This is a genomic window from Trichormus sp. NMC-1 (assembly GCF_001858025.1).
Classification (GTDB): Bacteria; Cyanobacteriota; Cyanobacteriia; order Cyanobacteriales; family Nostocaceae; genus Anabaena.
Genome location: NZ_LZQD01000001.1, coordinates 1,531,212 through 1,548,546, shown reverse-complemented (window position 1 = coordinate 1,548,546; position 17,335 = coordinate 1,531,212). Strand labels below are relative to the sequence as shown.

At 38.7% G+C, this 17,335-nt stretch carries 14 protein-coding genes, 1 tRNA gene and 2 pseudogenes; 5 read left to right on the top strand and 12 right to left on the bottom strand.

Going from position 1 to position 17,335, the window contains the following annotated elements:
* Positions 1-309 precede the first annotated feature (309 nt).
* Complete coding sequence (locus tag A9Y75_RS06805; RefSeq protein WP_071188851.1) at positions 310-2,328, top strand: GAF domain-containing sensor histidine kinase; 2,019 nt, start codon at positions 310-312, stop codon at positions 2,326-2,328.
* A gap of 96 nt (positions 2,329-2,424) precedes the next feature.
* Here A9Y75_RS06805 and A9Y75_RS06800 read toward each other — a convergent pair whose 3' ends face one another.
* The 3 genes from A9Y75_RS06800 to A9Y75_RS06790 all read right to left on the bottom strand — a co-directional run bounded on the left by A9Y75_RS06800 (position 2,425) and on the right by A9Y75_RS06790 (position 4,819).
* Complete coding sequence (locus A9Y75_RS06800; RefSeq protein WP_071188740.1) at positions 2,425-4,098, bottom strand: AarF/ABC1/UbiB kinase family protein; 1,674 nt, start codon at positions 4,096-4,098, stop codon at positions 2,425-2,427.
* Positions 4,095-4,484: a hypothetical protein gene (locus A9Y75_RS06795; RefSeq protein WP_071188739.1), complete on the bottom strand. Its 390-nt coding sequence runs from the start codon at positions 4,482-4,484 to the stop codon at positions 4,095-4,097. Before A9Y75_RS06795 ends, A9Y75_RS06800 begins: the two co-directional genes overlap by 4 nt.
* Before the next feature lie 262 nt (positions 4,485-4,746).
* A tRNA-Glu gene (locus A9Y75_RS06790) sits at positions 4,747-4,819 on the bottom strand.
* A 306-nt stretch (positions 4,820-5,125) separates the two neighbouring features.
* On the opposite strand from A9Y75_RS06790, the gene A9Y75_RS06785 reads away from it, so the two are divergent.
* A complete protein-coding gene (locus A9Y75_RS06785; protein WP_071188738.1) occupies positions 5,126-7,045 on the top strand; it encodes a cation:proton antiporter in 1,920 nt (639 codons plus the stop codon).
* Here the strand turns inward: A9Y75_RS06785 and A9Y75_RS06780 are convergent.
* A complete protein-coding gene (locus A9Y75_RS06780; protein ID WP_071188737.1) occupies positions 7,012-7,647 on the bottom strand; it encodes a cytochrome b N-terminal domain-containing protein in 636 nt (211 codons plus the stop codon). The two genes, A9Y75_RS06785 and A9Y75_RS06780, sit on opposite strands and share 34 nt — an antisense overlap.
* 865 nt (positions 7,648-8,512) lie before the next feature.
* On the opposite strand from A9Y75_RS06780, the gene A9Y75_RS06775 reads away from it, so the two are divergent.
* Positions 8,513-9,928 carry a hypothetical protein gene (locus tag A9Y75_RS06775; protein ID WP_071188736.1) on the top strand — a complete coding sequence of 472 codons (1,416 nt, stop codon included), beginning with the start codon at positions 8,513-8,515 and terminating at the stop codon, positions 9,926-9,928.
* A 394-nt stretch (positions 9,929-10,322) separates the two neighbouring features.
* Here A9Y75_RS06775 and A9Y75_RS06770 read toward each other — a convergent pair whose 3' ends face one another.
* The 6 genes from A9Y75_RS06770 to A9Y75_RS06745 form a co-directional block, all read right to left on the bottom strand.
* Entirely contained in the window at positions 10,323-10,697 is a 375-nt protein-coding gene (locus A9Y75_RS06770; RefSeq protein ID WP_177176122.1) for a c-type cytochrome, read from the bottom strand.
* 329 nt (positions 10,698-11,026) lie between these two features.
* Complete coding sequence (gene petE / locus A9Y75_RS06765; protein ID WP_071188735.1) at positions 11,027-11,446, bottom strand: plastocyanin; 420 nt, start codon at positions 11,444-11,446, stop codon at positions 11,027-11,029.
* 323 nt (positions 11,447-11,769) lie between these two features.
* Positions 11,770-12,258: a photosystem II cytochrome c-550 gene (psbV, locus tag A9Y75_RS06760; RefSeq protein ID WP_071188734.1), complete on the bottom strand. Its 489-nt coding sequence runs from the start codon at positions 12,256-12,258 to the stop codon at positions 11,770-11,772.
* Between the two features lie 63 nt (positions 12,259-12,321).
* Positions 12,322-12,552, bottom strand: a complete 231-nt coding sequence (locus tag A9Y75_RS06755; RefSeq protein ID WP_071188733.1) for a hypothetical protein — start codon at positions 12,550-12,552, stop codon at positions 12,322-12,324.
* A 480-nt stretch (positions 12,553-13,032) separates the two neighbouring features.
* Positions 13,033-13,869 (bottom strand): carbohydrate ABC transporter permease, encoded by an 837-nt coding sequence (locus A9Y75_RS06750; RefSeq protein WP_071188732.1) that lies wholly within the window; start codon positions 13,867-13,869, stop codon positions 13,033-13,035.
* Positions 13,866-14,774 (bottom strand): sugar ABC transporter permease, encoded by a 909-nt coding sequence (locus A9Y75_RS06745; RefSeq protein WP_071188731.1) that lies wholly within the window; start codon positions 14,772-14,774, stop codon positions 13,866-13,868. The genes A9Y75_RS06750 and A9Y75_RS06745 overlap by 4 nt, the downstream gene beginning before the upstream one ends.
* Positions 14,775-14,924: 150 nt before the next feature.
* Between A9Y75_RS06745 and A9Y75_RS06740 the strand changes: the two are divergent.
* Positions 14,925-15,470: pseudogene (locus tag A9Y75_RS06740) on the top strand (dynamin family protein); the annotation flags it as partial.
* Between the two features lie 73 nt (positions 15,471-15,543).
* On the opposite strand, the pseudogene A9Y75_RS26250 reads toward A9Y75_RS06740, so the two are convergent.
* A pseudogene (locus A9Y75_RS26250) lies at positions 15,544-15,669 on the bottom strand ((2Fe-2S) ferredoxin domain-containing protein); the annotation flags it as partial.
* A 106-nt stretch (positions 15,670-15,775) separates the two neighbouring features.
* On the opposite strand from A9Y75_RS26250, the gene A9Y75_RS29010 reads away from it, so the two are divergent.
* On the top strand, positions 15,776-15,955 hold the full coding sequence (locus A9Y75_RS29010; protein WP_201788387.1) for a hypothetical protein: 180 nt from the start codon (positions 15,776-15,778) through the stop codon (positions 15,953-15,955).
* A gap of 63 nt (positions 15,956-16,018) precedes the next feature.
* Here the strand turns inward: A9Y75_RS29010 and A9Y75_RS06730 are convergent, their stop codons facing one another.
* Positions 16,019-17,263, bottom strand: a complete 1,245-nt coding sequence (locus A9Y75_RS06730) for an ABC transporter substrate-binding protein (RefSeq protein ID WP_071188728.1) — start codon at positions 17,261-17,263, stop codon at positions 16,019-16,021.
* Positions 17,264-17,335: the final 72 nt, after the last annotated feature.

The following is a 17,335-nucleotide window of genomic DNA, read 5'->3' as shown; positions in this document are numbered from 1 at the left end:
GTGTAAAGTAAAAGACAAGATATCCTGGTATGGACACAGTAAATTAACTCCAGATTAAACTGCTATCAAAAATCTTTGAAAAAAGGTGTTGGCATAGAAAATATAATAATACGGCGGGTACTTGAAATTAATTCACAAAGCAGGTAAATAAAGTTAATTAAAATATGCAAAGGTAATAAGTAGCCCCAGTTTTCATAAAATAATCTTGACTCATCCGCTTTCTGAAATAAAACTAAAGGTTAAATCGATGCCAAAAAGTTGGGTGCAAAGGAAAAAAATGGATTATTATTATCCACAGGCGTAACTGTAATGAAAAAACATTTATTATCACCGCCTCAATACATAAATGACGTAGAACCACTACCAGCATACCAAGTTAAGCTAATGCAGAAACAGGAAAAAACTGCCCATGCGTTGGCACAGAGCATAAACTTTATCATCGCCAAAAGTACGGCAGCAGCCTCGATGCTGCAAGAAATTGCTCATTTACTAGGAAACACATTTAAAGTAGATTGCTGTTGCTTAGTCAAAGTGACAAGTGATGGATCTAGTGAAGCAGCAACGGCTAATTGGTGTAGTAAAAAATATCAGGGCTTACCACACCCCAACGAGATATTACCAATGGAAGAGTTGCAGATGAGTTCGCCAGTGGTGCAATGTGCGGCCGAACCATTGACTATTGATGATATTTCCACTATTCAAAAAACTCTGGTAATTAGCTGTCAGTCTTTGCAAATACCAATTAAATCAGTTTTAGCAATTCCCACGCGATTTGGTGGCAAAAATAATGGTGTAATTAGCCTGATCAAATTTAAACCCTATGATTGGGATGAATCAGAGAAAAAATTACTCAAAGCAGTAGAGTCATCTTGTGCGATCGCATTTGCTCAAGTAGCACAAACAGAGATTATCACTACTCAACAGCAGTATCTGCATAAAAGCAGCCAACACCAAAGTTTAATTAAGCAATTAACTATACTAAGTCTTAGTAACTTGGAGTTGAATCAAATGCTCCAGTTAGTTATTTCCTCGACGGCGGAATCTTTAGAAGCAGATCGAGGGTTACTGATTTTATTGAAATATACAGATCCACTGTTTAGAACTCGTCCAAAAAAACAAATTCCCACTGCTAAAGCTGTAGTAGTTGGAGAATGGAATAAGAATCAACATACCGCCAACACCCAGACAGATAAGTTAGAACATTCTTTTTTATTGTCAGAATGTGGTTTATGCCAGCTTGTATTTACAGAGTCGGGGAAACCGATCATGATTGATAACTCGACAGAGCAAAAAGATAATGGGCAAACCAATCCTTTATTTGCCATAGAGGAGTTTCCTGCTACATTGTTAATGCCATTGGAAAGTCAAGGCAAAGTGTTAGGATTTGTGGTGTTACAGCAAACTGTGGCTCGCAGTTGGCAACCCGCAGAATTAAATCTTGTGGAAATGGTTTGCGCTCAATTGAGTAACGCCATCATTCAGTCACAAACACTGCGGCAAGTCCAAAATTTGGTAGATGAACGCACAGAACAACTCAAACGCAGTTTAGAAGTACAGGCAAAATTGTACGAAAGAACAAAGCAGTATGTTGAGCAACTACAACAACTCAACGAACTCAAAGATGAATTTGTCAGCAACATTAGCGATCGCTTGCGTTATCCCCTCACCAATATGCGGATGTCAATCCGTAACTTACGTTTACCAGGAATTTCACCAGAGCGTCAAACTCGATACCTAGATATTCTCGAGTCAGAATGTACTAAAGAAATTAATTTAATTAATGATCTGCTCACACTCCAGAAACTAGAATCTCATCAAGAAGCACCACAATTTGAAACCATAGACCTAAACACCACAATTAATCACATTGTCGGCTCTGCGGAAAAGCTATTCACAGATAAGGGATTAGTTGTTTCCGTAGATTTACCCAAAGAGCCGTTAAAACTTCAAACCGAAATTGAGAGTTTTGATCGGATTTTGCAAGAACTGTTAACCAATGCCAGTAAATACTCGGAGCGTGATACTGTTGTCCACTTACAAGCTACTCATAGAGTTGAACAACAACTTGATCAAGTTATTATTAAAGTGACTAATACAGGACGTGGCATCTCCCAAGAGGAAGCAGCCTATATCTTTGATAAGTTCCGTCGTGGCAAAGGACGCTGGACTCCAGGTACTGGCTTGGGATTGGCTTTAGTCAAGTCTCTAGTCCTGCATTTAAATGGTGCGATCGCTATTGAGAGTACTCCAATTGCCAATTCTGACTTGAGCGAAATTTGTTTCACCTTAACTTTACCTCAGTTTTCTGTCGCCAATAACACATATTAAATAATTCGTAATTCGTAATAGATTCATTAATGCTAGGGGCGGAATTTCCCCGCCCTTGATTGTATTGCTATTTTTAAAAGACGAATCCTGACAGCCCTAATTTTTGCCCATTTTTTCTATTTTCTCCATCACTCCTAATTTCATTAAAGATTTAACTAATAAATATAGACAAAAACCACCTACACAAAAAATCGCTATTGCCCAATTATTATACTTAATGATCGTCAAAATTAATCCCGTCAACATACTAAAGCCTGTTAAACAAGCATAAATTAATGTTTTGACTGCTAGATAAATTCGTCTTAATATGCGATCGCTTTCAACATTTTTAACTCTTAATTGTAACTCTCCCCTTTCAACTCTTTCTTCTAATTTTTTAACTAAAACTTCTGTTTTATTCGGTTTTGTCAGTTGATATTGGAGAAAATCCCTTGCTTGTTTGCTTAATTGGGCAAGCGCATTTCCTCTACCTTTTGTCATTGCCAGACTTTTTATAAATGCTTGGGATGATGCTGTAGGATTATATTTAGGATCTAAAGTTCTCGCAATACCATCTAATGTGGTTAAGGCTTTTAATATAAATGTCATTTGAGCAGGTAGACGAAATGGTTGCTGTTCAAACATTTCATACAGTTCGCTTTTCAACTCACTTAATGCTTTAATATCTAAGGGTTTATCGGTGAACTTATCTAATAAAAATGTGACTAATCTTTTCACTGGAGTCATATCTGGGATAGGTTCAAGTAATCCCATACTCATGAGAGTAGTTACTACTTCATTACTATCCTTTTTTAACACAGCAAAAAAAGTTTTAATCATCTGCTCTTTATCCAAAGTTCTGATTTCTGCCATCATGCCAAAATCATAGAATATAATACTACCATCTGGATTGACAGCCATATTCCCCGGATGAGGATCAACTTGGAAAAAACCATCTTGTAATAGTTGCTTTAAATAACAACAAATACCCGTTTCATTTACTTTATTGATATTGATTCCACAAGCTTCTAAAGCCGCTTTATCATTAATTTTAATTCCCGGTTTATATTCTAAGGTTAATATCTTAGTTGTGGTATATTGCCAATATACTTTAGGCACAATAATATGCGGATATCCATGAAAATTCTCCCTAAATTTATCAGAATTTTTACCCTCTTGAATATAATCAATTTCTTGAAATAACAAATCAAAAAACTCATCATAAATTGCTTGTAAATTATATTTTTTCACCCAAAGAAAATATTGATTACAAAACTTAATTAACTGTAATAATATCTTAAAATCTAAATTAAATAAAGCCTCTAAACCCGGACGTTGTACTTTGACAACCACCTCTTCATTATTGTATAATTTCGCTCTATGAACTTGACCTAGACTAGCAGCAGCTAAAGGATTAAACTCAAATTCTTTATAAATAAATTGCACAGATTTACCTAATTCCAATTCAATCATAGCGATAGCTTCTTGACTACTAAAAGCCGGAACTTGATCCTGTAAAGTTCCCAAAGCTTCCACATATTCTAAAGGTAATAAATCAGCACGAGTTGATAAACTTTGACCAATTTTAATAAAAGTAGGGCCTAAATCAATTAAAGTATTAACCAACCAAGTAGCGCGATTTTTCTTATGTTCTAAAGAATCTTGTGGGAAAATACTATCCCACCAAAGAAATAACATAAATTGACCCGCAGCCATGAAAATATCTATTTTTCGGGATAAAGCAGAATATTTAGGTTTTTGCCAACGAAATTTTTTAGATTTTGTTATCATAAATATAAACAAACGAGAGTAGCTCCACAACTTACACATTCTTCTGGATAATAGTCTATGATGGAGCTAAATTCTTCTATTGGGTATAGGTTTTGGCTATTTCCTTGATTACTTAGTGGATACCCTAGTTTTTTATGGCTTTTCTGTTGGGGCGGCTTTTTTCCAAATCCCGGTAGGTCGCTTGAGGGGAGTGATAATGAGTTTTTTGATGTGTGATTAATTTTTTCTAATAACTGTTCTTGAACTTTAAGGACTTTTGTTAGTTGCTGTTCCCGTTTTTCTATTTGCTGCGCCATTTCCTCCACAAGTTTCTTGACGCTAGTTGGAGTTTTTCCCCAATCTTCTGGGGGTATCTGCTTTAAGTGATTGACGCGATCCAGTTCCATGTCACTTAATTTATCAGATTTTGAGGGTAATTTTTGACTATTTCTTTTCTACCCCCCCCCTAAATGATGACGCTGACAATGCCAATATAAATCATTGAACGCTGCCTCACCAAAGACTTACAATTCAATAGTAATGGCGATTAGTCAACGTGCGAATGACTTAAGCATTGTGTAAATCTACAGCTTAGAAGAAATTAGTTATTAGATAGAAAAGAAATCTAATAAATCTTTTCTAGGTTTCTATTTATCTACACCTTTAAAGTACCCCCAGGGGAATTCGAATCCCCGTTACCTCCGTGAAAGGGAGGTGTCCTAGGCCTCTAGACGATGGGGGCATTGGACTCAGACTTTTAATAACATAACGGATTTTTCAGAGTATGTCAACAGGGTTTTCCAAAAATTTTGACAAGTTCTAAAATTCGATTGAGCGATCGCGCTTTTGGGACTCAGATTGCTGGCCACATAGCAAATTCAGCGCCGCTTACCTTGTCGCCATCCGATACAAAAAGATGTACCATAAGAAACTAAGCATGAAAAAATCTCTTAATTTCTTAACAAGGGGTGTGCTGTTGTACCCTGTAGAGTTAGTATTTATAATTCTTTACAAAGGATTTTGAAATCAATCGCTCAAAATCTACAACATGGAAGCATCTTTTGACATCACCCTACAAATGGTGATCACAGTTTTTGCAGGCATTAGCGCCCAGGTAATGGCTGCCTACTTCAAACTACCCAGCATTGTCTTATTACTCCTGTTAGGCATCCTACTAGGTGCTGATGGTGTAGGATTGCTGCACCCCCATATGCTAGGAACTGGACTAGAAGTCATTGTCTCCCTAGCCACAGCAATTATCTTGTTTGAAGGCGGACTCAAATTGGATTTGCGGGAATTGGGTAGAGTTTCAGTCAGTTTACAACTGCTTGTTACCCTGGGAACACTAATAACCCTGCTGGGCGGCAGTATGGCGGCTCATTGGCTGGGAGAATTTCCTTGGAACATAGCTTTTCTCTATGCTTCCATAGTCGTTGTTACAGGGCCAACAGTTATTGGTCCCCTGCTCAAACAAATTAACGTAGATCGTCAAGTGGCAACACTTTTGGAAGGTGAAGGAGTTTTAATCGATCCCGTGGGAGCTATCCTCGCCTACGTTGTCCTAGATACGATTTTGAACGGTGATGCAGACCCAATCAACGCCATCATCGGTTTATTAATGCGTTTGGGTGTGGGAGGCAGTATTGGTGCTGTCGGCGGTTACTTGATGAGTTGGATTTTCAAACGCGCCAATTTCATCTCTTTTGAACTAAAAAATTTAGTAGTCCTGGCAGTGCTGTGGGGTTTGTTTACCCTAGCGCAGACGATTCGCAGTGAGTCAGGAATTATGACCACAGTAGTAGCTGGAGTAGTATTTGCTAACTCATCAGTTCCAGAAGAACGGTTGTTGCGAAGCTTTAAAAATCAACTTACAATTCTCAGCGTTTCTGTACTGTTTATTCTCCTAGCTGCTGACTTATCTATTGCCAGTGTTTTAGCTTTGGGTTGGGGTAGTTTATTTACTGTTTTGGTTTTGATGTTCGTGGTTCGCCCGATTAACATCCTGTTGTGTACTTGGAACAGTGATCTCAATTGGCGACAGAAACTATTTCTGAGTTGGGTTGCACCGAGAGGGATAGTTTCGGCTTCTGTGGCATCTTTATTTGCGATTTCGCTGACACAGCGGGGCATTAATGGTGGTGATGCGATTAAAGCTTTGGTGTTCCTGACAATTATCATGACAGTTTTCTGTCAAGGGTTAACAGCTGGCTGGATTGTTAAATGGCTACGCATCACCTCTAAAGATGCAACTGGAGCTTTAATTGTTGGTTGTAATCCTTTGAGTTTGTTGATTGCCCGGTTTTTTCAAGAACGGGGAGAAAGTGTAGTGATCATTGATACTGACTCACAATATTTTACTCAAGCTGAAGCCCAAAATCTCCGTGTGATTGCTAGTAGTGCGCTGGATGCTGAAGTGTTGGAAGAGGCGGGAATTGCCTCTATGGGTACTTTTTTGGCAGTGACGAATAATGGGGAAGTCAATTTTGTTTTAGCTCAACGGGCCGCTGAAGAATTTAGTCCGCCCCGTGTTTTAGCCGTGTTTCCCCGTGATCCTCAAGCTTCTAACTCGACCAATTCTAAAGTTGATCAGGCTTTTGCGTCCGATTTACCGATTAAAACTTGGAATGAATACTTGAATGATGGCCGGGTGAAGTTGGGAACAACAACTTTAAATAATGAGGAATTTGCCAGCCAGCAAGAGCATATCCAAGAAAAAATCCAGACTGGGTTGTTAGTACCATTGTTGGTAGAACGAGAAGAACGCCTACAGGTAATGTCCGCAAATCAAGAGTGGGAAATTGGCGATCGCATTATCTACTTGTTATATGATTCTAGACCCAATCTGTTAAAACGCTTATCGGGCGCTAGTCAGTCTACGCCTCTATCTTTAGAAACTTTAGCGGAGGTGGAAGAAGTCCCCGCCGCTAAATTGTCTCAACTTTCTGCTAGTGAGGCATCTACTAATTGAATCACATCCTGTTCGTGAGACATTTCCCACTCTTGCCATAACAAAGCTGACAGATTCACTATAGCCAGAATCAGGCCAGCAGTCCCAATCACGTAGGTGTGCAGGCTATAAAGATGTTGCACTGTCAGAGTGTTAATAGCTCCCCCACCAACTAAAATGTCTCGTAGTTGCCTACCAATGAAAGGAATGGCTTCAATTGTTCCTAGTTCAATTTGAAATCGCCAGTATCCTTCCTGATTCCAGCCGAGTAGCATAGCTGTCCAGCTTAATCCCATTGCACTCAATGTCAACAAAATTCCGCTAATCCAAGCTGCCAGCCAACTAGGACGAAATTGCCGACCTAAAAACATGACTATGAGATTAATAAGGGCGATCGCAATGACGGCGTTACCAGCAATTTCATGAGTTCTATAGAATAACCAGCCGTAGGATACTTGCGTATTAATCATCTGCAATGAATTATAAGCACCACCTGCTGTTGGTTCGTAGTAAAAAGACAGTAAAACTCCTGTAGAGGTGTAAATGAGGATCAAAGTCAGAATCACAACGGATAATATCGTCGCCAGTCGCCGCAAAAACCGATCAACTAAGGTACTTTGCATGGACAAACCTCTGGTTTGATTATTTGTATATTTATATTACAATCTTAACCCAAATTTTTAGGAATACTGTATTTGTCCACGCCCAAGATTCCATCCCAGCTGGTAAAACTTCTGTTCAGGAGTGGCTCGGCTGATAGTGCTGAGTGATGCCATAGTTAAAACTAAGGGATTGAAGTGGCTTTTTCTAGTGGGCAGTAAGCAATGCCTACCGGGAACACAGCGATCGCACTTTCGCAATAACCTGGTAAAATAACGATTGATCATGGCATTGTCTATTTTAGCTGCTCAAAAATATTTAAGAGTAAGTAAATAACGTCAGAAGTATTGCCACACTAGGAGATACAGCAGAATTCAGGAGACGCTTCGCAGACCTATGGCTTACGCCACGCTGCGCTATCGGTTCAGGAGTCAGGAGTAAAACAGGCGAATGTGTCTAGGTTTCAATTTTGATTCTGTACCGTATGGCTACGCCACGCAAGCTATCGGCTGACGCTCACGGCGAAGCCTCATTGATCTGCAATCTGCTGTAATACATCAGCAAATCGCCAAATTTAGTGAATTAGATAGTAACTTTTTTAACCATTTTTGCGAAAATTAAACTTAAAACTAGATAAAACTAATAAAACTAGAATTGATACATTAAAAAAATAAAAACTCTCATATCACTTGAATATTCCTGTTTTGAATGGCAATATAGGAAGTTATTATTTGTTAGATAAACCCATCTCTCAAATGGCAATAGAATCTAAAAAATAAAATTGCTAGTGCAGCACGTCAGAAATAGCCCTGGGCCAAGCCGCCCAAGGAAATAGCTGTCCTTATGGTACTAGTCAACTGCAACTGAGCCGAGTGAACGATAAAAGCTATGTCTTACGTCTCCCTGCTGAAAAATATACCAGAAATATTAAGCCAACCCACTGGGATAGCAGCTATAGCCTCTCTTGGCATCCACGGTGCTATAGCCTTGATTGTGCCATTAATGCCTGTTGATTCTAGTAAATCCTCAACAACAGATTCATCAAAAGTAGTCGGATTAATGGAATTGAGTCCGGCTGATCAAAATCGGTTGCCACAAACTCCTGACACATCTCAAATTGCTTTACAACAACCCCAACTGCCGCTACAACAGCAACTGCCTTTAACCAGCTTTAACAGCCAATCAACAACATTGCCACCCTTAGAAGCGCCTCTACCTAACCAACAGGCATTGCCACCTATCCCTACATCATCGGGTAACTATAATCTTTCTTACTTGCCCAGAAGCCAGCCTAGTTCGACGAGATTTACAAGAAACGACTTTAGCCGCCAAGTTTCCAATTTTCAAGCCAGAAGTAGAATCTCTCCATCAGATTCTCCTTTTGTTAATGATATAGACAGCAAAATTAGAGAAACCCAACCACTTGATTTAAACAGGTTGCCACAGGTACAAGCAGACAATAAAGTGCCAGGGGAACCACTAAATAATCCATCTCCTGATCCAATTGATATTGGCTCTAGTACAGCACAGGGAGTTTCTCAACCCCAAAAAATGCAGTTAGGAGATCAGGTAGCTCAAAATTCTCCATCTGAGGTTCTTGGAGAACAATCTCTACCAGCTAACGGCCAATTAGCATTAGCTGGACAAGGTTTACCACCGTTACCAGAAACTTCAACACAGAAGCCACCGGAACTACCTACTTTTAAGCAGTCAGATTCACAAGGCAAGACAACGCAACAGTTACTGGCAAATCTAACTTCTTACAATAAGCTGAGAACAACAATCAAGCAAGAATACCCTAACGCTAGAGAACAAGCCGTTATTCGGGAAACTATTTCTACAGATAAACAAAATCTGGAAGGTAATGTTTTAGGTCGCTTAGTTGTAGATTCTGATGGCAAAGTTTTAGATATTAAGTTTCAAGATAGGTCAATTGCGCCGGAACTGCAATCAAAAGCCAGGGAATTTTTCAACGCTAATCCACCTAAAAGTGATAAGCAAACTAGCTCTTATCCATTCCACTTGCGGTTTAAAAATCAAAACAATAGTAATATTCCTGAAAAGACTTCTGAGCCAAAGCCCTCACCAAATAACAATAACAATTCTGACAATTCTGACAAAGCACCTGAGCCTCAAAACAGAAAAATTCAACCTTCAACTCCAGGTGTCGTCATTATCAAAGCCTCACCTACAGCAACTGTAAGTAGCACTCAGCCTGCTGCTGCTGGTGAATCTACTCAAAAATTAATACAACAGTTACGTCAACTCAAAGACCAAAAAGAAAACTCTAATCAAGAACAATAAAATTTCCTGGGGATTAGCATTCTAGGTTGGTTATATCCCCGGTCATTTCTTTCGGGGAATTCAAAATACCTCTTGCAGAAAAGCTACGCTATCAGGTCAGTAGGGACGTATTGCAATACGCCCGTACAGGAGTCAGGAGTAAAATTGGCTTGCTGTCTGTCTAGGTTTCAATTTTGATTCTGTACCGTATGGCTACGCCACGCAAGCTATCGGCTGACGCTCACGGCGAAGCCTCATTGATGTGCAATCTGCTATAATGGAGATTGAAATCGTTGCTCCGATTCAATCTCAAATTCTTTTCTTCAGATAATTCAAAAATTTTGAATGGAAAAAATAAAATATTTAATTAATATTAAAAAATAAACATGGAAGCAGGGAGATAGGGACAGTCGCTTTACCAGCTTCTTTCCGCTTTTTGAAAAACATAAGCGGCTACCTCTAGAATTTCCTGATAGCTTAACTTATTCTTAAAAGCGGGCATAGCACCTTTACCATTCTGTATCTGATCAAGAATAGCCTGGATCGGTTCAAGATCGTAGTTTTCCAAGTATTTTGATAATGCTGCTTTTTGTAAAGTTTTATGCTCAATTAGGATATTAGCACCTCCTATATGGCAGGCAGAACAGTTAGCATTAAAAATTTTGCCTCCGTTGAATGTTTCTGCTGCTAAAGCTGGATGAATGCCGGTGAAGTTAAATAGAGCGATCGCTAAAACTAGAGTTAATAACAGTATTCTCAAGAGATTTTCCTCGTAACAAGCATCCAGCATTTCAAAATGTGGTTAGTAAGTATATATCTAAATCTATTTACATCTGCCGAAACTATCCTCCATTCTTTGATCCAGGGTAGGGAGAATGTCTATATGGAGAGTGAACTGATAGATTTACTGAATATCCACATCTGTAAAATATCATGTATAGTTCTCATACGGATTTTCTGATTTACTGATTTTTTGGTCAAATGGCATAAAAATTAGCGGTAACTAGTTTCTCCCTTGATTGCCATAGAGTGTTTACTCTGTTAGATAGGGATAAAACTGATTACCGCTGCACCACCTAATGGGCTATAAAAATCCAATCGGTCAAAATTGAAAGTTTTCTAGCCTTCAACTGTGATTTTACCAACCATCCCAGCACCACGGTGAGGTTCACAATAGAAGGTATAGTCACCAGCTGGTGCATCTGCGGGGAAAGTTGTTGTTTGCTTCTGTCCAGGAGTCATTAACAACTTCTTGTAAGACAGAGATGTAGCTAAATCAGCGTCTTTAGTGGGGTTTTTTGCTTTGTCAAACACAACATTATGGGGAGGAACTTTGTTGTTAACCCATTCAATTGTGTCACCTGGTTTAACTGTCAACTTACTGGGTTGAAATTGTAACAATCCTTTGTCACTACCCAACTTGATCTGATATGTTTCCGCAGATGCGGTGGGAGCAAAAACAGCAAAGCTGCTCACAACTACAAGAACAGTCAACACAGCTAAAGTCAAGCGTCTCCAACTTGCTGCAATTAATTTCATAGCTCTCTCCTGAGATATAGTTTTATTTTCCTGTTCCCATTTTAAATACAATTAACGCCAAATATGACAATCTGTCATAGATAAATTTTTTTTCAATAATTGCCGACTATCAAGCACACAAAATGAGGCAAATACTAAAGATTCCACACCAGCAGTCAAGAGGGCAGGGGGCAGAGGAAAGAACCCCCTACCTTGTCCTGATTCCAGAGAGCAAAGCAAAATCAGCAGTAATACTTAACTAAGGTTGAAAATCGTGCTTTAATGCTCTCAGGTATGAGGAATCGGAACTCAGGTTTTATTAAACGAGGCTAACTTGCAGAGGTTTAGTAATAAATCTTACCGCCACCCCATTTAGTACCAACAACTTTTGGTTGTACGAGAATGTGACCAGCGATCGCACTTAAGTCATCATCGGTCAGATTTCTCATTTCTGTAAAGATATCCGCACTCTTGAGGCTGGGATGTATTTCAGAAATCTCTTCTTCACCGTCGTAAGTTGTGGGATTTTTCATGTAGTCCACCAACCCTTCAATGTTGTTACGCTTGGGTGTAGCTAGTGCCAAAGCTTCGGGTTCTAGTCCCACGTTTTGGTTAGTTTTAGTTACGCCTCCAGCATGACATTGAGCGCAAGTGTCATTAAATAATTTCTTACCTTTGGATAGTTGTTTCACACTGATAACAACAGTATCACCCTGTTCATTCAACTGTACTGTTCGAGTGGCTTGATCCAGTTGCACTGCTGTTGCGCTACCGACAAATAGCTGAAAGGTCAGCAAAACAGTAGTTAGAAAACCAATTATTGTTCTAAACATATTTCCCCTTAAAGATTTTGATGTTCAACACAGCTAAGACAGCGATCCTCAATCTCCATATTGCTACTTGCTGACTTTTAAATTTTCTTTGCTAGTAGCAATTATCACCCACTTAGCAGCTGAGTGGATTGCCGAAAATATTTGGCATATAATTGCCTTAACATCCTCTAACGCCAAACGGGTTTTTTGGTGTTTATAGGCAATTAAGACTGGGTTGAACAGAGAAAACTCCTTGTCCACAGTGTTTCCGTGGTATTTCGCTATCTCTGCACTCCACAGGTTTGCAAAACCCATAACGCTTTTTATTTAGATAGAGATTGAGTCGCTCTAATACCAATATCATGTTAAGAGTCCAATTTATCAGCCAAAATATGGTGGACTCTGATTTGGGGATTTGGAAGATGGGGAAATGGGGAAATGGAGAGAATTAAGTGCTAAACATATCCAAAATTAAATATGCGTCATCCAGAACCCTTGCAGAGACGTTCTATCGGTAAGGATTCTCGTCTCTAGATTCTTTTTACCTCTATGTCTAATTACAGCAGAATTCAGGAGTCAGGAGTCAGGAGGGGCGAACGGCCGGGGAGCCCGTACAGGAGGAGGCAGTGCGGTGGACGGGTTCCCCGGCATAAAGGATGCGTGGACTAATGAAAAACCAAGGATTGTTAACCTGCGTAGGCAGGTTTTGTCTGTATAGCCGCGATTTATAATCGCCGATTTTAGTATTAATTTAGACTTTACAAACATCCTCTAAGAATTAAGAATTACCTACACTTAACCTTTTCCCCCTGTAAAGGTCACACTTTGAATAAAATAGCGGTTGAAAAAGGCGTAAATACCTAAAGCTGGAAGGGTAAAAACCATAGAAGCAGCCATGATGTAATTCCAATAGCTGATATATTGCCCTTTAAAGGTGTTTAGCCCCAGAGGTAAAGTAAACATTTCTGGGTCAAAGAGTATCACCAGAGGCAGGATAAAATTATTCCAACTGCCCATAAACACAAAAACTGCTTGTGCTGCTAGTGCTGGTTTTGCCAGAGGTAAAACAATATCTCGGAAAATTTCCCAGGTGTTTAAGCCATCAAGTTGTGCTGCTTCTTCTAAATCTTTAGGAAAATTAACAAAAAACTGCCGCATCATAAAGATGAAAGTGGCGTTTACCATACTAGGCACAATCATGCCTTGATAAGAATTGAGCCAACCTATCGCTTTTAAAATCAAGAATGTGGGAATTAGGGTAATTTGTGCTGGTACTGCTAAAACTGCCAAAATCAGGAAAAACCAAAAACTTTTACCGACGAATCGCAGTCTAGCTAAGGCGTAACCAGCCATTGAATTTAAGAGTAAGTTTAAAAGCGTGACACTGAGTGCGATCGCTATACTATTAAATAACCAGCGCCCAAACAGCGGTTCTTGGAAAAAGATTTGTTTGTAGTTATCGAGAGTAAAATTCTGGGGGATGAAATTTGGTTCACCACTGATAATTTCTGACAGCGGCTTAAATGATGCTGAAAGCGCCCAGAGGAAGGGAATCAGGGTGATTAGGGCATAAATTGACAAAAAGAGGTATAAGAGGATTTTGAGATAGGGAAAGCGAGAGATATGAGTCAAATCCTGTCACCTCCGAAGACTCTCCGCTGAATCACAGTCATGATAATGATGATTGCTGCGAGTAAAAATGCGATCGCAGATGCATATCCTAATTGTAAATTTCTAAATACAGCTTGATAAATTAGCAATACGACTGTCAATGTAGCGTTATTCGGTCCACCAGTTCCACCTGAGAAAATGTAAGATTGATCAAATAATTGAAAAGTGCCAATTATCCCCACTGTCACCACAAAAAAAGTTACAGGTTGCAGCCAGGGAAGAGTAATGTAAACAAACCTTTCCCACCAATTCGCGCCATCTAATTCTGCTGCTTCAAAAAGTGTTTGGGGAATATCTTGTAAAGCTGCTAAATAAATCACCATGTAAAAAGGCGCAGTTGACCAAATATTCATAATCATAATGCCTTTTAAAGCCACTGCTGGATCTCCTAACCAGTTATATTTAGGTAGTCCAACAAAAGCAAGAAAATCATTTAGTAAACCATCGGTGTTATAAATCCACATGAAGATGAGTGTTAACACCGCAGAAGATGTGACTGTGGGTAAAAAATAAAGGATACGCCACCAGCTTTTACCACGAATACCAGAATTTAAAGTTACAGCTAAAATTAAAGCTAAAATAGTTTGACTGGGGACAACAATAGCAACATATTCTGCTGTGTTTTTTAACGCAATCCAAACCTGTTCATCTTCTCTCAAACGGGTGAAATTGCGAAAGCCAATAAATTTATAATCAATATTGCCTAAAAGTTGGACTTTGTGGAGAGAAAGAAAGACAGCATAGAGAATTGGTAAAACTACAAATGTGCCTAAAACGAGAATTGTGGGCATCATGAAAAGATACCCGGTTAGGTTTTCTGTAATTTTCCAGCTTTGGTTTCTGCGTTGTCTATTGATAGGAAACACAAATAAACCTCGATAATTTATCTCGTTTATCTCGTTCCCAGTCTCTGACAGGGAATGCCTTCTGCGAGGTTCTACCTCCTGTTCAAAAGTCGTCTTCAGTATCACAGAAGTGTTACAACAATTTGCGGTTTTAGATGGTAATAGATCACCATGAATTATCAAGTTGGAACTGACCAATTTATCAATGATTTAGAACGGGTTTCTCAAGTTCGATCTGAGATTTCTATTTGTTTAAGTAGAATCGCCGATACTATTAATCAAGCCGAATTAGCTGGAGATACTTCTTCTGGTAAGTTAAGTTTAATCAGAGATATTGAAGACATTACAGCCGCTAGTAAAAATCTCAGAAATGGTGTCTTTCGGCTGTTGGTTTTAGGCGATATGAAACGGGGTAAAAGTACGTTTCTCAATGCTTTAATTGGTGAGAATTTATTACCCAGTGACGTAAATCCCTGCACAGCAGTATTAACAATTTTACGCTATGGAGCAGAAAAGAAAGTTACTATTCATTTCAATGATGGCAAAAGTCCGCAACAGCTAGACTTTCAAACCTTTAAATATAAATATACCATTGATCCGGCAGAAGCGAAGAAGTTAGAACAGGAACAAAAACAAGCATTTCCTGATGTTGATTATGCAGTTGTTGAGTATCCTTTAACTTTACTAGAAAAGGGGATTGAAATTGTTGATAGTCCTAGCTGTTGAATATCCATTTATTCCCTCGCTTTATTTGCACCAAATTACAGAATTTATATATTTTCAGTTAGCTTTATCCCTGGGGATGAAACCGATAATAAAGCATATATTTAACTTTTTTACCACCTAATAAATGTTGTTCTACCAGTCGCGGTACTTCTTGAGGTTTAACTCCGCAATACCAAACCATCTCTTTTACATAATAACAGAAGGCAGAGCCTTCTAAATTGCATTCCCAGGTAGAACCTGGGAACGAGATAAACGAGAGAAAAACCGTATTATGTCATGATTGCTCAGTTCCAGTTTTGCAAGGTATCCCTGCACTGCTACAAATGATAGTAAGTTCTGCTGATTGCTTAACACCAATGCAAGTACAGATAATTGCTGAAGCAGTTGAAGATTTGAAGATTCCCGCAAAAAATGTTGAAATCTCTAAATCGATTCCTAAGCCTAAGCTTATTAAGCGTGAGAATTTGCAAGATTGAGTTCTTAAAAATGTTGGGTTTCGTTCAATTGCTTCGCAACGCTAACGCGAACAACCCAACCTACTACTCCATCATTTTAATCTGCTGATTAGCGTTATTTTGCGCCTTTAACAGCGCCTGATTTAATGATTGTTCCCCCAACAAAGCACTAATAAACTGATTATCAAAATTATTAACAATTGCTGCTGGATATTTCCCTACTTGCCAAGGTGTAGCATAATCAACACCCGCTACTAAAGCAGACCTTAAAGGATCTTTATCATAACCCAAACTCTCCGCTACAGATTTACGAGTTGGTAAAGCGAAACCTGTACCTGTCCATTTTTTCATCCCTTCTTTACCGGTGAGGTAAGAAATTAATTCCCAAGCGGCTTGTTTATGCTTTGTTTGCTTATTCATCACATAGGCAACAGTAAAAACCATAGTGCCTTTTTTGTTATTAATTTTAGGAACTTCTGCGGTAGCAAAATCTATCTGCGGGAAGGTTTCTTGAAGATAAGGAATTGCCCAATTTCCTTCTATTACCATTGACACTTTACCTTGACCAAACATATCACTACCAGAACTAGCACCAACATCAGATTTAAGGGCTGAAGTTATGTCTTTTTGATATTGGTCAATCACCAAATTTAAACCTTTTAAACCGGCTTCACTTGCAAAAGCAGCATAACCGTTTTTATCAACTATTTTACCACCATAAGCTGGAATTTTATAAGCCTGGCGTGCTAATTCTGGACTTTCACCAAAGCCATATTTATTAACTTTACCTGTTAATTTTCGAGAATAGCGGCGTAATTCATCCCAAGTAGTTGGGGGACTTTTAAAACCTACGTTATTGAATGATTTTTTGTTATAAAATAAAACCAAAGTAGAATAATCTTTCGGAAATCCATAAATATGGTTTTGGTATTTAAAACTATTAAGTAAATTGTCTTCAAAATCTGCTAAATCAAATTCTGGTTGGATGTAACTATCTAGAGGTTCTAAAACATTCTGACTCATTAAAAAAGGAGCTTCCAAGGCATCAAGATAAAATACATCTGGTGCTGCTTCTCCAATTAAGCGGGTTTTAATTACATCCATGTATTGATCAGAAATTACCTCATATTTAACTTTGATAGTTGGATGTTTTGCTTCAAAGTCTTTTAATACCTGTTTGAGAAGTTTTTGCTCTATAGGAGAACCTCCCCAACCACTGAGTTTAATACTGACTGATGATGTACTGGGTGGTAAATTGTGGCAGCTAAGAATGATGATATTCACAGCTATTACCCAACCCCAAAAATATAACCACTTGCTTTTGTTCACAAATAAATAAAAGTCTTTATCACCTTACTTATAGCTTCTGTAACTAGGGATAGATATTTAAGTAAGATAAAG

Coding starts and splice junctions, on each gene's coding strand:
- A9Y75_RS06775 (WP_071188736.1), top strand. CDS start 8,513: ATGTCTTACGTCTCCCTGCTGAAAAATATACCAGAAATATTAAGCCAA.
- psbV (WP_071188734.1), bottom strand. CDS start 12,258: ATGTTTAGAACAATAATTGGTTTTCTAACTACTGTTTTGCTGACCTTT.
- A9Y75_RS06770 (WP_177176122.1), bottom strand. CDS start 10,697: ATGCTGGATGCTTGTTACGAGGAAAATCTCTTGAGAATACTGTTATTA.
- petE (WP_071188735.1), bottom strand. CDS start 11,446: ATGAAATTAATTGCAGCAAGTTGGAGACGCTTGACTTTAGCTGTGTTG.
- A9Y75_RS06805 (WP_071188851.1), top strand. CDS start 310: ATGAAAAAACATTTATTATCACCGCCTCAATACATAAATGACGTAGAA.
- A9Y75_RS06785 (WP_071188738.1), top strand. CDS start 5,126: ATGGAAGCATCTTTTGACATCACCCTACAAATGGTGATCACAGTTTTT.
- A9Y75_RS06755 (WP_071188733.1), bottom strand. CDS start 12,552: ATGGGTTTTGCAAACCTGTGGAGTGCAGAGATAGCGAAATACCACGGA.
- A9Y75_RS06800 (WP_071188740.1), bottom strand. CDS start 4,098: ATGATAACAAAATCTAAAAAATTTCGTTGGCAAAAACCTAAATATTCT.
- A9Y75_RS06780 (WP_071188737.1), bottom strand. CDS start 7,647: ATGCAAAGTACCTTAGTTGATCGGTTTTTGCGGCGACTGGCGACGATA.
- A9Y75_RS06795 (WP_071188739.1), bottom strand. CDS start 4,484: ATGGAACTGGATCGCGTCAATCACTTAAAGCAGATACCCCCAGAAGAT.